Genomic DNA, 14,457 nt, shown 5'->3' on the forward strand with positions numbered 1-14,457 from the left:
TAATGATTTGTCAGTTGTGAGTTAAAAACTCAAGATTTAACACTCATTAACTTACCAATTCCTCCTGCCCCATGACCAATCACCCATTACCAGTTGTCCGGTGAAGGAATTCTTCCTGCCATTGTTAGCGGATTTAAGGCTGCTGAGGGGATCGATCGAGCTCTTGGAGGTGCCGACGACGCTAAGGAGCCATACACTCAATCGATCGCCCAAGAATGCAACACTGATATGGTTTGGGCTAGTCGCTTGGCCCGAGCCTTCTATCAGTTTACAGGATCTGTTTATCAAGCGGGCCTCCTATTTCCGAGGACTACTCAGTTGATCAGCAAAATTTTGTGTAGCGAACTGCGTTATGCCGATATCGCTAACCGCGCTTTTCATTCTTCTGAGGCCGTTTTATAATAATGAAGGAAGAGGGAATAATAAATACTCTTAAATCCCCATTGCTTATTCTTGATTTCAAATTCTTAATCCTTAATTTAAAAATAGGAATTACGCACTAAGCTAATCCGCCTTTAAATTGCATGGCTCAATAAAATTTCACTCTTGTGGAGTGGGCCGGAAAGCCCGCCCTCAACACAAAACTTAAATGCACAACAGCTTATTCCTCAGAAAGCCAGTTGATTCCTAGATTTTTACTTGCCCAACCCGCTTTTTTCCAATAAACTGGGTTTAAAAGCGTACCTGCTATTTTAAATAAAGTCTATGCGAGGAGTTTTTAATACAAGCCCCGCGCTACTTATACAATCAATCTCAAATACTCCTGGAGGCAACAAGTGGTTTGACACGTTACTAAGAGCGCGGTAAGGCGCTTCAGGGGCAGCTTAAATAATTACATTCTACCTACATCCTGTAAAATATAAAATCTCAAATCTAATGATAATTTACTTTTATAAAGTAGAGGAGCCTTACGGCTGCTTTTCTAATTTTTCACTACACGACATTTCTCTGCACGGTCAATATTGGTTGACTGTGGAACATTACTATCAAGCCCAAAAATTTGTCAGCACGGATAAAAGATTAGTGGCGGCGATTCAAGCCGTAGCAACTCCTCAAGAAGCCGCTAAACTAGGTCGAGATCCCAACCACCGGATTCGCGATGATTGGGAAGCTGTGAAAATTCCCATTATGCGCGAAGCAGTTTTAACTAAGTTTCTGACTCATACAGACATTCAAGCGATTCTCCTCGCCACAGGGGATCGAGTGATTGTCGAGGATTCGCCAACGGATTACTACTGGGGGTGTGGCTGGGACCGAACCGGTGAAAATCATTTGGGTAAAATTCTGATGAGCGTGCGCCAAGAAATTGGTCAACGCTTTGCGCGCTGATAGAAACTCAAATTCTTTCGTTAATTATCATTATATGAAGTTATACAACAAATGTCAAGTTATCCTAACAATTAAGAATTCTCATAGTGAGAGTTGAAGATTGCGAGAAATTTATAAGAGCATTAAAATAATAATTATTATTTGCTTAAGTTGCTCTGCCTGTTGAAGGCAATGATTAAACCGGCGCGATCGCAGATTTTACTTGCCCCAGCCCACCCGAGGCGATACACCGTCGTCTCTCACCAATGCGCCACCGATTAATTGTACAGATCGGTTGAGTCAAAAACTCAGGGTGAGTTATTTGAGTTTGAACGCTCCAACAGCACATCAAAACTTCTTATTATCATTGTATAAGTACAAAAGGAGATTTATGCAACTCACAGAAAATACGGAAGAATTACATTATAAACTAGACAGAGAAGTTTTGATACGGCGGATAACAGAACGCATTCGTCAATCTCTAGAATTAGAAGATATTTTAACCAGTACAGTAGCAGAAGTGCGGGCTTTTTTGAAAACAGATCGCATTATGATTTACAGGTTTAGTGCCGACGGGAGTGGAGAAGTTGTTGCGGAATCAATTAATAACAACCATCTCCCTTCCTTGAAAGGACTGCACTTTCCCGCAGACGACATTCCCGCGAGCGCCAGAGAGATGTATGTCACTATGCGCCAGCGGACAATAATAGATGTTAACTCAGGGACGATCGTCCTGAGCCCCCTCGATGCTGCAGGCACCGGTCAACCTTTAGTAAAGGAAGAGATGCACTACAGATCGCTCGATCCTTGCCACACCGCTTACCTGATAGCAATGGGAGTGCAATCTTCCTTAGTCGTGCCGATTTTGCACCGCAGGATCGCGTCGCCAAACAGCAAAACAGATATCTGTGAGGCGCCCACGTGTCTGACTAGATACGAGCCAGGAAATAATCAAAAAATTCACATCGAACTGTGGGGACTTTTAGTGTCCCACCACTCCGCGCCCCTCAATATTTCACCAGCAGATTTAGAAGTAGTTCAGCTCGTATCAGATCAATTGTCTAGCGCTATAGCCCACGCGCTCCTCCTCCAGCAAACCCGCTCTCAAGCCGCCCGCGAAGCTACCGTGAGCCGCATAGCAGCCCTGTTGTACGGTCACGTCAACATTCAACTGCAACAGGGTTTAGAAGCTACCGTCACCGCTTTGGGTGGCAGCGGTGGCCGACTCTATCTCAACCCGCCGAAAATCAACGGTGAAAAGTTATCTGCTCCCAACATTGAGGGAGGATTTCCCATTGCCCCAGCCCACAGTGATGCTACCTTTGAAGTGTTCACCACAGGAGAACAACCGACACTTCCCAACTGGGAAAAAGTTAAGGCGCTCGAAGCTCATCCCCTCTGGCAGGAATGGCTAACCAAAGGATTCAAAAATACGGACCAACTTCCCAAAATTGCCAGTTTTACTAATTCTCAATTCCCTGTTTTGATAATTACCGACTTATACAAAGAAGCTCTATTTAGAGTATTAGTTCCCGCTTTCCAATCTACTCAAATTCGGGGTTTGCTGGTAATTCCCCTCCACTACCAACAACAAGTAGTCGGCTGTTTGACCATTTTTCGCAATGCAATTGATACCGAAAAGATGTGGGCGGGGCGCTTTGACACCAGCGCTGAACAAACCCTTCCTAGACAATCCTTTGAACTCTGGCGAGAAATAAAAAAAGGTCAGTCGCCCGAGTGGAATTACGAGGAAATTGAGCAAGCTTTAGCTATAGGCCGCCAATTTTGTTCGGCAATTGGGCAGTACATTCTTTATAAAGAAGTGCAAACCCTGAATGCCAACTTGGAGCGCCAAGTTCAAGAACGCACCGCCCAATTGCAACAATCTTTGGACTTTGCCAAAGTATTGACGCGAGTTAGAGACCAGATTCGCAGCACCTTAGATTTAAAAATCATACTGCAAACTATTGTGCGAGAAGTCAGAGTTTTGTTGGATACCGATCGCACGGTAATCTACCAATTTGCAGCAGACAGACAGGGCGAGGTAGTTGTCGAAGCTGTTTGCGGCGAGTGGCGGTCTATTTTAGGTATCACATCTCCACAACAATGCTTTCCCGAATTCTCAGACTGCTTTTATCGAGCCGGAGGGGTGCGAGCAATTAATGATATTTATACTGAGGATTTAACACCCTGTCACCGCGAATTTTTGGAAGAGTTGCAGGTAAGAGGAAGTTTAATTGTGCCGATGAGAGGCAAAGATTCCCAATTGTGGGGGTTACTGATTGCCCATGAGTGTTCGGGGCCGAGAGTTTGGCAAACAGCAGAACAGGAATTGGTGCAACATTTAGCGGCTCAAGCTGCGATCGCCATTCACCAAGCAGAACTTTATCAAGAAAGTCTCAATGCAGCAACTGCCGATCGATTAAAAGCCGAACAGCTAGCTAAAACCCTCACAGAATTGCACAATACCCAAGCCCAACTGATTCAAACCGAAAAAATGTCCAGTCTCGGACAACTCCTCGCCGGAGTCGCCCACGAAATAAATAACCCCGTTAACTTTATCTACGGCAATCTGTCCCACGCCAGCGAATACACCAAAGATTTACTCTGCTTGGTGGAACTCTACCGCCAGCACTACCCCAATCCCAACCCAGAAATTAGCGAGTGCTCCGAAGCAATCGACATCGAATTTCTTGCCGAAGATTTGCCAAAAATTTTGGGTTCCATGACAGTCGGAGTTGAACGCATCCGCCAGTTAGTTGTATCTTTGCGTAATTTTTCCAGGACCGATCAAGCCGAGAAAAAAGCCGTTGACATTCACGAGGGCATCGACAGTACCCTGTTGATTTTGCAGCACCGGATCAAAGCCAATTCCGATCACAACACCGTAGAAATTATTAAAGAATACGCCAGTTTGCCCTTAGTAGAATGCTATGCCAGCTCGCTCAATCAAGTATTTATGAATCTGATCGGTAATGCCCTTGACGCCCTAGAAATGGGAAAAAAAGAGCGAGTTATGAATCTTCCCTTTAAAGCGGCAAGTGCAGCGGCGACACATTTAAGCTCCCAAATACGGCCTATCGAGTCAGGAGATATAAATGCCACCACCGAGTGTTTGATTCCTGATTTCCCATCTCCTTGCATTCGGATTCGCACTGAATTAATCGATGAAAAAACGGTAGGAATTTGCATTGCAGACAATGGTCACGGCATCCCCAAAGAGTTAATCTCTCACATATTTAATCCGTTTTTTACTACTAAACCTGTAGGTCGGGGCACGGGTTTAGGACTGTCTATCAGTTACCAAATTGTAGTTGAGAAACACCAAGGCGTACTAAAGTGTGTTTCTGTACCGGGTCATGGTACAGAGTTCTGGATTGAGATTCCGCTGAATTAGGTAGAACAACCTAAAAAAACAACACACCCACATACCCGACTTCTTTGATGATAATTCGGGTAATTAACAGCGATCCCGTTTTAAGTCAAGAAATTATTTTTTCTTTATCGCAGAGAGAGATAATTCGATTCACAAAAGCTTTTAGCTCTGGACAAGCTTTAATCGCAATCATCAGATCGTTGTTTTTCAAAATAGCCATTCCATCAATCACTTTGTTATAGTCTTTTCCGCGTTTTCCAGAGCTAAAAATTTCCTTAATTCAATAGTAAGGTGGCTTTTGATGATTCACTGTTTCAGGCGAACCGCTAGGAGCAGAAAGGTTGTGTTTCGCTAGCTTCTGGATAGTTGTCCAGTAGGGAAGAAGCCATGCTTCAAAATCATGTGATGCTGTGTGAGGAGAGAATTTTGGGTTTTTACCTACCCATGTCCTCATTTTCTCTTTAGCATCATTGGCATCTTTAAAGTCCGGCTTTCCGGTATAAACGTCTGTAAGTGCAATTACAGCATCATAGCCATCATTATCGAGGAGAGTTTCAACTATTTTCTTGAGTTTCCCTTCCTTGGGAATTCCACCATGTTGTGGTTTAAAGTCTAGTCTGGGCATTTTTTGCTCTAAACGACTTTGCAGAAACTCATGAAGCTTCTTTCTAAATGCCATTTCAGTAGCACCTTCAACCAAAATAGCAATTCTCATGGACGGCCACCCATCACATTCATTTCCCAAACCTGGTCAAGACTGTAATCTTCTAACCATTTATCAAGGTTAAAAGTGTCACCCCACCTCATTTTTGCCTCCCCTTCTTCCAAATCGCAGACCAAAACCTCGCTTGGATCGAGAAATCGGATGAGTCTATCTGAGTGTGTGGCAACTATCAGTTGAGTGTGTTTTGAAGCTTCTCTCATTAGATAAACTAAGTGTCTTAAGAGTTCCGGGTGTAGGCTAACTTCTGGTTCATCTAGCAACGTGACGGTTGTTAAAGTTTGACTTTGCAGGAGCGCAACCAACCAGAGAAAGCGCAGCGTTCCTTCTGATAGCTCATGGACATAGAAAGGCTGAGGAAAATTTCTATCTGTCCAAGTCATAGACATAGTTCCTGCGGCAACCGGAGGAAAGTTTAACCGCTCGAAATCTGGAAAGGCAGCAGAAATGATATTTTCAACCATTTCAAAACTGTCTCGATCGGTTTCCCGAAGGTCATAAAGACAGGAAACCAGGTTTTCACCGCTTGCTCCAGGCAACTTTGCAGGGCGCATTGCTTGAGGTAGACGAATTGGACTTTTCTCTGAAACATCGAGTGCTCCATAATATGTGCAAGAAGCAAGGCTCTTTCTCAGGTTCTCTGGTTCGCGATACATTTTAGGAACTTGAGAAAGGGATGTTTCAAGAGGATTGTGATCCCAACTCGGTCTCACAAATCCTCTGCTTTCTTCTTGAGAATATTTAATATCCAAACCTTGTGATTCAATATACTTGAATGGTTCAGCTCTGTGGGGATTTCTCTGCTGTGTTAAAGATTCGTCTCTAACTTCATAAGATAAACCTTTAGGTGACAATGTTAAGCTGTACTTCAAAGGTTGTTCCTTTGGCACTTGCATTGAAATTTCAATTTCAAGTTCTTGTACTTTACCTCTTGTCAAAATTTCATTCAACCCGCCTTTAAGTTGCAATAAATTCTGTAAATTTCCACTTGCTGAAGCTGCTATTATTGAAATAATATCTAAAAAAGAAGTTTTTCCTGCTCCGTTTGCACCAATCATGACGATGAGATTTCTCATCTCAAGCTCAATATTTTGAAGACGCCGAAAACCCCTTACTGATATATTTTCAAATCTATTCATATTCTGTCCTTAAATAGTGAAACTAGCCTAGACACATATATTGAGACTAGGCTAAGTATATCTGCCTTAGATACTTTAGAGGTTTAGTAAAGCCAGATGGGTGTATGAAACGGTCTGCATCCCTTGGGTTGGCGCAGCATGAAAAGTCGTTGGAGGAGGCCGAGGTCGTTCACAACTATTTAAGGCAAGATTAGCTTCACCAGCACAGAACCGATCGAGCCCAGAAGACTCATAAAGTTGCCACCGCCGCCCGTGCGGGGTTCCGTAGGCTTTTGACGTGCAACAATGGCTTCGGCTAACTGCTTTGACAAATCCTGACCTTGGGGATTTCCTTGATCTGCAAAGAGTTTGTTTGCTTGCTCGGCGTCTTGAGTCGCGCCGGCGAAGTCTCCCAAGTCAGCGCGAGACATACTGCGCGCAAAATAAACGGCTGCTAAATCCGATTTCAGATTCAGGGCTTGATTGTAATAATCAATCGCGTTTCTGTAGTTTCCTGCTTGAGCTTCCAGCACTCCCAACCGGTAGAAGTCTTCAGCGGTGCCGATATTGGTTGGCATTCCTCTAACTCCGAGCAGTTGCGCGTTATTTAAATTAGCGCCTTGCAAATTGGCGTCGCTGAGATAGGCACTTCTCAAGTCAGCACCGCTGAGGTTAGCTCCGCTGAGGTTTGCCCCTGTCAGGTTGACGCCAAACAGGCTAGTGCCGCTGAGGTTAGCACCGCTGAGGTCAGCCCCCGTGAGGTTGGCTCGACTGAGGTTAGCCAACCTCAAGTCAGCACCTTTGAGATTGGCTCCTGTTAAGTTGGCTAAAACCAAGCCCGCACTGCTGAGGTCGCAGTTGGGGCATTGTCGGGTGGCTAGTAATTGTTGCGTGTGTTGGATGTTCTCGGCGGGTGCAGGAGCGATCGGGGCGATCGAGCTCAGCAGCGTTGCAGCAGCGAGGATTCTGAGTTTCATTTTAACCGTCCAAAATCCAAAATATTAAATCTAAAATAGCTTTTCTCGAAGCAATTGAAAATCACCATAACACAAGTTCACCCAACAAATCTTTTGACTTGCCGTATGTAGGAGTTCTGTGCGCCATCAGCACCCTACATTGAAGTTCTCGGCCTTACCTGAATGTCAAATAAAGATTTCGCTGCCAATAAATTAGGGTAATGAGTTACTCATTACCCTTTAGCCGCTGTTCTCGGCAACCATAAAAATTAACAAATAAATTAGTCGTGAATCGTGCCGTCGGGCATCGTTGTACCCTTAAGATATACTCCGCTCAAGTTAACTTTTGTAAGGTTTGCTCCCAACAGGTTTGCTCCGCTTAAGTCTGACGCACTTAAAATCGCTTCAGTCAAGTCTGCCCTAATTAGACTTGCCCCCATTAAATCGGCTCCGCTAAGGTCTACTTTGCTCAAGTTTGCGCCAATTAAATCGCATTCTGTGAGTACCGCCCTACGCAAGTTTACTCCGTAAAGATTTACTCCGTGCAAGTCTGCATGGCTGAGTGTTGCCCTAGATATGTTGGCTCCAATTAAAGTTGCTTGGATCAGGGAAGCTCCGCTCAAGTCTGCTTTACTGAGATTCGCTCCCATCAACTCAGCTCGATGCAGGTTAGCTTCAACTAAAAGTGCTTCTGTGAGGTCGGCTCCACCTAAGTCTGCTTTGCTCAAATTAATCTTGCACAAATTGGCTTTGCCAAAGTTGACTCTGTTAAGTTTGGCTTTGCTGAGATTGGCTCCAATCAGGTCGGCTTCATACAGATTGGCTCCAATCAATTCTGCTTCGTAGAGGTAGACCTCGTGCAGGTAGACCCCGCTAAAATTTCTTTCTCCTATTGCATATAGCTTGAGCAGTTCGTCAACGTTCATTGTGGCTTCTCTACACCTTTTAAATGAAGAATACTGTCAGCAAGCTGGTTACACCGGATGTTCTGCAATTTTAGATTCTGAAAGATTCACACCCAGGGTGAGACTTCCCTCAATCTGCAAGATTTGAGGTGGAAAGTGCTCAACTACCCATAACTTTTTGTGGGTAGTTGAGCTTACTGAGTAGTCGTGTGACTAAGATCACAAAAAAATGCTAGTAGGATCACATAGGAACTCGGCTTTCGATCACAGCAGGCAGGCAAAAATAGCCGATACTTATACTGTAATGCTGAAAAATTGACAATGCCACCCTCGTCGTGTTTTACTCAATTGGCGATAAAGCCAGTAGTTTCACGGATACTTCCCCGCTTGCTGTGAAAGTAGGTTGCAATGTCACTCGGCGCTACCCACTCCGGGTGATGAGAGTGTTGATGTATCAAGATTTCTCGCACAGCGAAAGCCAGAAATGCACTTCTGGGAGTAGGGGAATGTCTGTATAAAAATGCGATCGCTGGTGTAGAGACATTCGCCTGTTTGCTAGCACCTAATGACTAAAAATCGCCCATACGTTCGCAAAAATTACCAATAGATACCAGGAAAACCATGATAGATGTTTAACAATAAAAGAATAAATGGTATTCCTTAAGAGTCACCTATTGCCGCTAATCTTAGAGTCGAGCGGTTAACGGCTATCAGTATTAGCAATGACGCCTGTCCATCAAATACAAAACTGACCCAGAAACCGGGTTTTTTACCAAAAAAAATCGTTGCCACCTTGCTCCAGGTTAAAATAATGCGGTTTCTGAGCGTCTGAGTGCCTCCCGGAAGGAAAAAGTTTAATGAGAACGATCGCTTTTGTATGGCTTCAGGGCAAACAAAAGGTCAGCATTTAGGATAGGAGCAGCTTTGGCTCCATTGTCCAACAAAGGTATTGTAGAACGCGAATCTTGAGGTAATTGATATGGCTGGAGTATGTAAGCTTAGTATCACAGAGACAATTGAAGAACTAAAAAACCTGTTAAGTGAACAAAAAACGGCAAGCGGCTTTCAAAAAATTCAAGCACTTTACCTGTTCAAAATTTGTCATGTTAAGACAGTTAAAGAATTGGCTATGACGATCGGGGTAAATCGAATTACAGTCCAGCGGTGGCTGAGAAAGTACCGCTCTGACGGACTCGAAGGACTCCTCGAAACAAAGCACAGCGGCGGCCGCAAGCCTGCCATTCCTCCTTTGGCACGCGCTAGTTTGGCAATGCGCCTCAGCGACCCCCAGGAAGGCTTTAAAAGCTATGGAGAGATTCAAGAGTGGTTGCAGCAGGAATACAGCATTGAGGCTTCCTATAAAGCAGTTTATGCAACAGTCAGATACCAGCTAAAAGCCAAGCTGACGAAAGTCTAGACAGTTCATAGCACGTCGGATTAAGCACCGATTATCTAATTGTTTGCCGTCAGCTTTTGAAGATTGTGGGGAGTTGCGTCATCACGACAAACGGCTCTCCTGAGTTTATGGTGTAAAATGTACCTACTAATACATTTACTGTTATGAGCTTCCATCTAGACTATCTATTAGCCTTGCCTGGAGTCAGGGTTGAAACTTGTACTCAAGTTGAGGGAAAAATTTTCTTGGGACTGAGCATTTCATCAGAAGGAATTGTTTGTCATCATTGTAACAATCCTACCGAAAAACTGCATCAAAATCGACCAATTTTAGTAAGAGATTTGTCTGTTTTTGGTCGTCCTGTATATCTAAAAATCCCACGACGGCAGTTTTACTGTCCTTTTTGTCAACGGTATCCCACAGAAAAATTAGATTTTTTGGACGTTAAAAGACGGCAGACTCAACGATATGAACAAGATATTTATGAGCGTGTAAAACAATCGAGCATGGAGCAAATTGGACGAGAAGAAGGACTGAGTTATGACGAAATAAAAGGAATATTTGAGCAGGTAAACACCCTCAAAAGAAAACCGAATTGGCAACGGGTTAAACGAATTGGTCTCGACGAGATAAGTATGCGCTCATGTCAAGGAAATTTTGTGACTGTTGTGAGTGACCTGGGCGAAGGTAATTTAATTGAGATGATTGATTCTCATCGCTGTGAAGAAATCATTGAAGTCCTTATAGAACAACCAATTGAAGTTCGTAAACAAGTTGAGGAAGTCAGTGTTGATATGTGGGGAGGATTCCCTAAAGTTATCAAAAAAGTATTCCCAAATGCCAAAGTTATTATTGATCGTTTTCATGTTATGAAAGTAGTTAATAAAGACTTAAATAAGTTACGTAGAGCAGCCGGAATAACAGATAGGCAAAGTAAATATTTATTATTAAGTAATCGAGTAAATTTGAATCAAGACCAGATTGATAAATTAGAAGTGACACTAGGAAAATCCGGATGTTTGCGAATTGCGTATGAGATGAAAGAAAAATTTAGAGAAATATATGAGACTAATTTGACGATCCAAAAAGGGCAGAATAAAATCAAAGAATGGCTAAATCATGCACAAGTATTTTTTAGAGAAGCTGCATCAACAATTGAGAATCATTTTGAGGGTATTTGCAACTACTTTCTTCATCGCACAACAAGTGGAGTCATGGAAGGAATCAACAATCGAATTAAGTTGATAATGCGGCAAGGGTATGGTTTTTCTAATTTTAATAATTTTAGGAATCGCGTATTAGCTTGCTTTTCTGATTAGATAAACTTATAACCATAAGTTCAGGAGAGCCCGACAAACTTGACTAATTCTTTTTTAACAAAACTCGATCTCATAAACTGCGGAGCATATAAATTATGTGTTGTGGCAATGGGGGTGAGGGGGAGAAGATGTGATGCTTTTCCCGCGTTTTAGAAAGATGCTCAAAAAAAGCGCCAGAAATCATAACTTGCAAGTTTTGTTTAATTTGCAGGTTTTGTTATATGGAGGTAAAAATTGGCAACTGCTAAGGCAAAAACCGATCCAAAGCCGCTTTCAACTCTTCGATTTCCGTATCGATATTGCCTTCTTTAGCGGCTCTGGCAATGCACTCTGTTAAATGTTCATCAAGAATGATTCTCGCCACGCGATCGAGCGCGCCTCGAACCGCAGCAACTTGCACGAGAACTTCGGGACAAGGACGGTTTTCTTGCACCATTGTTTTAATGCCACGGACGTGTCCCTCAATCCGAGACAAGCGATTTACCAGCCGCCGCATCGATTCTTCATCGTGATGGTGAGGGTGGGCTGATTTATCGTCGTGATGGTGGTGGGAATTTGAGGGCAAGGATTTGTCAGTAGAAGTATCAGATAGAATCATTGGGGTTACGAAGGAAATTTAAAAGTTAGAATTCAGAATATGTTGAGTTGGTGCAGGCTGGTGACTCATGTATTGTAACTGTCAAAATATATTTAGGATCTTCATAGTGGCAGATTATTGAGCCCGCACGATCGCACACGTTTACCAGACTAACCCAGACTAACAAAAATTGACGCTATGCGACTATTTAAGTTTTTTCGCCCCGCACATCGAATCGGTGCTCGTTGGTTCGCCCTAATTTTAGGAATGACGATCGCCCTGAGTGCTTTAACAATCAATGCTGCATCCGCAGCAGCCGCCACTCCCCCGAATCCGCAACTGTTAGCGCTGCGGGGCGGGGAACTCCCGGCGGATACAGCCAGTTTTGTGACGGCGGCTGTCGATCGAGTTGGGCCGGCAGTTGTCCGCATTGATACCGAGCGCACTGTCAGCCGCAACCTTGACCCCTTAATGGAAGACCCCTTCTTCCGCAGATTTTTGGGAGAAGATTTACGCAGCATGACCCCCAGACAAGAACGCTTACGCGGTCAAGGTTCCGGCTTCATCATTGACAAAAGCGGGATTGTTTTAACCAACGCTCACGTAGTTGACAAAGCCGATCGAGTGACTGTCACCTTAAACGACGGCAGGACATTTCCAGGAGAAGTGCAAGGTACTGACGAAGTAACAGATTTGGCTGTTGTCAAAATTAATACCAAGGAAGTTAACTTGCCCGTGGCAACCCTAGGAGATTCCAACGCGGTGAAAGTAGGAGATTGGGCGATCGCCGTGGGCAACCCCCTGGGATTTGACAACACCGTCACCTTGGGCATTATCAGCACCCTCAAACGCTCCAGTGCAGCCGTCGGCATTCCCGACAAGCGGCTCGATTTCATTCAAACCGACGCCGCCATCAATCCCGGCAATTCCGGCGGCCCGCTGTTAAACAGCAGAGGAGAAGTGATTGGTATCAACACGGCGATTCGAGCTGATGCAATGGGTATTGGGTTTGCGATTCCGATCGACAAAGCCAAGGCCATCTACGCCCAGTTAGCCAAGGGAGAACAAGTCAGCCATCCGTTTTTGGGGATTCAGATGATTGCTTTGACTCCTGAAATGGCCAGAGAGAATAATTCTGACCCCAATGCTCCTTTGATTGTCCCGGAAGTTAATGGAGTGTTAGTGATGAGAGTTGTGCCCAACACCCCTGCTGAGAAAGCAGGCCTTCGCAAAGGGGATGTGATAGTTCAAATTGACGGTGAGGGAGTGACTGAGGCCGAACAGTTGCAAAGTTTGGTGGACAACAGCACAATCGGTCAAATTCTGAAACTGAAAGTGCGGCGCGGTTCCCAGATTAAAGAAGTAGCCGTTCAAACTGCTCAATTGCAAGATTTTTAGAAGTGAAGGGGAACGGGGGAAACTGTTAAACACCACATAAAGTTTGTAGTGAGGATTTTCGTCAAATCTTAATATTTTTAGGTAAGCTGTTGTGCATTTAAATTGTATGTTGAGGACGGGTTTTCCTGCCCACATCACCCGAGTCAAAAATTATTTTACCGTGCAATTTAAATACACAGCTTAATAGCGACTAAAATCCTCACTACAAACGAGTTTTATTATTGGTGATTGATATGACACGAGTTCAACTTGCCTATCCCAAAATTCCCGATAGTAAAAATTGCCCTCATGAACAATGTATAGCTTTTGAGAAGTACGATGGCACTAATTTGCATTGGGTTTGGGAAGTTGAAATTGGTTGGTATGCTTTTGGTACGCGCCGCAGTAGATTTGATTTGGATGAGATGGGAATTGCAGAATTTAATGCTGCACATCCAGGTTTAGAAGAAGCACCTGAAATATTTAAAAGAGATTTTGCTAGTCCCTTAGAGTCTATATTTCGAGAGAACGAACAGTATCAATGCGCTGAAATTACTGTGTTTACAGAGTTTTTTGGTGCTAACTCGTTTGCGGGAATGCACCAAAAGGACGATCGCAAACAACTGGTGCTTTTTGATGTGGAAACTGAGGGCGGTATGGTTGTTCCCGATCGGTTTATTCAGGATTTTGGTAAATTAAATATTGCGCGAGTGATTTATCGCGGCAAACTGACGGGCAAGTTTATGGACGAGCTTCGCAAGGGGAAATACGGTGTGGATGAAGGTGTTGTGTGCAAGGGAGGCAGCAATGCTAATAATCTGTGGATGGTGAAGATTAAGACTGATGCGTATATGCAGAGATTGCAGCAAGCTTTTAAGGATGATTGGGAAAATTACTGGGAGTAATATAAAATCTGAAGACTAATTTTTTTCATGAATCGATCGAGTAGTGCGATAGGTGAAACCCTCTTTTGCTCCCCCTTTAGCAGAAGAGTTGACAAACAACCTATCTTGTGCTGAGATGGCAGTGTTGAAGGTGCAGAGCGATCGCGTGAATGTCCGGGTCGCGGCTGAGGGGGCGGATTACCTGTATCGGATGACAACGGGCAATCTCAAACGGTTTACTACCTAGTGGCGGCTGAGGGGGCGGATTACCTGTATCGGATGACAACGGGCAATCTCAAACGGTTTACTACCTATTTTGATTTAGAGACTAGGACGGCGCGATCAGCCAGATGGAAAAGGTAGGATATCAAATCCGTTGGCATCGGAATTATTCATCTGTCTCTTCCCTTTCTCTGTCTCCTCTGCGTCAAGAGCGGTTTAATAATCATTCCGATACACCCGGAATTGATATGACAGCCTTAGAATAATTTTGTATAAATCCTCTGTAAAATAGTGGACT

The 14,457-nt window shown here is 43.9% G+C and carries 13 protein-coding genes; 8 read left to right on the forward strand and 5 right to left on the reverse strand.

Annotated elements, in window-relative coordinates; all coding sequences use genetic code 11:
* Nucleotides 1-93: 93 nt before the first annotated feature.
* The 3 genes from QUA25_RS00195 (at nucleotide 94) to QUA25_RS00205 (ending at nucleotide 4,705) form a co-directional block, all read left to right on the forward strand.
* The gene (locus QUA25_RS00195; RefSeq protein ID WP_333034640.1) at nucleotides 94-402 is read left to right on the forward strand and encodes a hypothetical protein; all 309 of its coding nucleotides are present in this window, start codon (nucleotides 94-96) and stop codon (nucleotides 400-402) included.
* A 474-nt stretch (nucleotides 403-876) separates the two neighbouring features.
* Complete coding sequence (locus QUA25_RS00200) at nucleotides 877-1,329, forward strand: NADAR domain-containing protein (RefSeq protein WP_333034641.1); 453 nt, start codon at nucleotides 877-879, stop codon at nucleotides 1,327-1,329.
* 370 nt (nucleotides 1,330-1,699) lie between these two features.
* Entirely contained in the window at nucleotides 1,700-4,705 is a 3,006-nt protein-coding gene (locus tag QUA25_RS00205) for a GAF domain-containing protein (RefSeq protein WP_333034644.1), read from the forward strand.
* A gap of 259 nt (nucleotides 4,706-4,964) precedes the next feature.
* Here the strand turns inward: QUA25_RS00205 and QUA25_RS00210 are convergent, their stop codons facing one another.
* The 4 genes from QUA25_RS00210 to QUA25_RS00225 all read right to left on the reverse strand — a co-directional run bounded on the left by QUA25_RS00210 (nucleotide 4,965) and on the right by QUA25_RS00225 (nucleotide 8,405).
* Nucleotides 4,965-5,399: a DUF4276 family protein gene (locus QUA25_RS00210; RefSeq protein ID WP_333034645.1), complete on the reverse strand. Its 435-nt coding sequence runs from the start codon at nucleotides 5,397-5,399 to the stop codon at nucleotides 4,965-4,967.
* On the reverse strand, nucleotides 5,396-6,544 hold the full coding sequence (locus QUA25_RS00215) for an AAA family ATPase (protein WP_333034646.1): 1,149 nt from the start codon (nucleotides 6,542-6,544) through the stop codon (nucleotides 5,396-5,398). Before QUA25_RS00215 ends, QUA25_RS00210 begins: the two co-directional genes overlap by 4 nt.
* 179 nt (nucleotides 6,545-6,723) lie before the next feature.
* The gene (locus QUA25_RS00220; protein ID WP_333034647.1) at nucleotides 6,724-7,500 is read right to left on the reverse strand and encodes a pentapeptide repeat-containing protein; all 777 of its coding nucleotides are present in this window, start codon (nucleotides 7,498-7,500) and stop codon (nucleotides 6,724-6,726) included.
* Between the two features lie 260 nt (nucleotides 7,501-7,760).
* Nucleotides 7,761-8,405, reverse strand: a complete 645-nt coding sequence (locus QUA25_RS00225) for a pentapeptide repeat-containing protein (protein WP_333034648.1) — start codon at nucleotides 8,403-8,405, stop codon at nucleotides 7,761-7,763.
* A gap of 958 nt (nucleotides 8,406-9,363) precedes the next feature.
* Between QUA25_RS00225 and QUA25_RS00230 the strand changes: the two genes are divergently transcribed.
* Together QUA25_RS00230 and QUA25_RS00235 are read left to right on the forward strand one after the other, a co-directional pair.
* Nucleotides 9,364-9,801, forward strand: a complete 438-nt coding sequence (locus QUA25_RS00230) for a helix-turn-helix domain-containing protein (RefSeq protein WP_333034650.1) — start codon at nucleotides 9,364-9,366, stop codon at nucleotides 9,799-9,801.
* Between the two features lie 143 nt (nucleotides 9,802-9,944).
* The gene (locus tag QUA25_RS00235; RefSeq protein ID WP_333034652.1) at nucleotides 9,945-11,099 is read left to right on the forward strand and encodes an ISL3 family transposase; all 1,155 of its coding nucleotides are present in this window, start codon (nucleotides 9,945-9,947) and stop codon (nucleotides 11,097-11,099) included.
* 244 nt (nucleotides 11,100-11,343) lie between these two features.
* On the opposite strand, the gene QUA25_RS00240 is transcribed toward QUA25_RS00235, so the two are convergent.
* The gene (locus QUA25_RS00240; RefSeq protein WP_242723064.1) at nucleotides 11,344-11,697 is read right to left on the reverse strand and encodes a metal-sensing transcriptional repressor; all 354 of its coding nucleotides are present in this window, start codon (nucleotides 11,695-11,697) and stop codon (nucleotides 11,344-11,346) included.
* Nucleotides 11,698-11,874: 177 nt separating this feature from the next.
* Here QUA25_RS00240 and QUA25_RS00245 point away from each other — a divergent pair, with 177 nt between their 5' ends.
* The 3 genes from QUA25_RS00245 (at nucleotide 11,875) to QUA25_RS00255 (ending at nucleotide 14,184) form a co-directional block, all read left to right on the forward strand.
* Nucleotides 11,875-13,074 (forward strand): HhoA/HhoB/HtrA family serine endopeptidase, encoded by a 1,200-nt coding sequence (locus tag QUA25_RS00245; RefSeq protein ID WP_333034653.1) that lies wholly within the window; start codon nucleotides 11,875-11,877, stop codon nucleotides 13,072-13,074.
* Between the two features lie 233 nt (nucleotides 13,075-13,307).
* Nucleotides 13,308-13,958, forward strand: a complete 651-nt coding sequence (locus QUA25_RS00250) for an RNA ligase family protein (protein WP_333034655.1) — start codon at nucleotides 13,308-13,310, stop codon at nucleotides 13,956-13,958.
* 52 nt (nucleotides 13,959-14,010) lie between these two features.
* Nucleotides 14,011-14,184: a hypothetical protein gene (locus QUA25_RS00255; RefSeq protein ID WP_333034657.1), complete on the forward strand. Its 174-nt coding sequence runs from the start codon at nucleotides 14,011-14,013 to the stop codon at nucleotides 14,182-14,184.
* Nucleotides 14,185-14,457 lie beyond the last annotated feature (273 nt).

It is taken from the genome of Microcoleus sp. Pol17C6 (genome assembly GCF_036701145.1).
GTDB lineage: Bacteria > Cyanobacteriota > Cyanobacteriia > Cyanobacteriales > Microcoleaceae > Microcoleus.

Coding starts and splice junctions, on each gene's coding strand:
- QUA25_RS00230 (WP_333034650.1), top strand. CDS start 9,364: ATGGCTGGAGTATGTAAGCTTAGTATCACAGAGACAATTGAAGAACTA.
- QUA25_RS00200 (WP_333034641.1), top strand. CDS start 877: ATGATAATTTACTTTTATAAAGTAGAGGAGCCTTACGGCTGCTTTTCT.
- QUA25_RS00245 (WP_333034653.1), top strand. CDS start 11,875: ATGCGACTATTTAAGTTTTTTCGCCCCGCACATCGAATCGGTGCTCGT.
- QUA25_RS00225 (WP_333034648.1), bottom strand. CDS start 8,405: ATGAACGTTGACGAACTGCTCAAGCTATATGCAATAGGAGAAAGAAAT.
- QUA25_RS00250 (WP_333034655.1), top strand. CDS start 13,308: ATGACACGAGTTCAACTTGCCTATCCCAAAATTCCCGATAGTAAAAAT.
- QUA25_RS00215 (WP_333034646.1), bottom strand. CDS start 6,544: ATGAATAGATTTGAAAATATATCAGTAAGGGGTTTTCGGCGTCTTCAA.
- QUA25_RS00210 (WP_333034645.1), bottom strand. CDS start 5,399: ATGAGAATTGCTATTTTGGTTGAAGGTGCTACTGAAATGGCATTTAGA.
- QUA25_RS00235 (WP_333034652.1), top strand. CDS start 9,945: ATGAGCTTCCATCTAGACTATCTATTAGCCTTGCCTGGAGTCAGGGTT.
- QUA25_RS00205 (WP_333034644.1), top strand. CDS start 1,700: ATGCAACTCACAGAAAATACGGAAGAATTACATTATAAACTAGACAGA.
- QUA25_RS00240 (WP_242723064.1), bottom strand. CDS start 11,697: ATGATTCTATCTGATACTTCTACTGACAAATCCTTGCCCTCAAATTCC.
- QUA25_RS00220 (WP_333034647.1), bottom strand. CDS start 7,500: ATGAAACTCAGAATCCTCGCTGCTGCAACGCTGCTGAGCTCGATCGCC.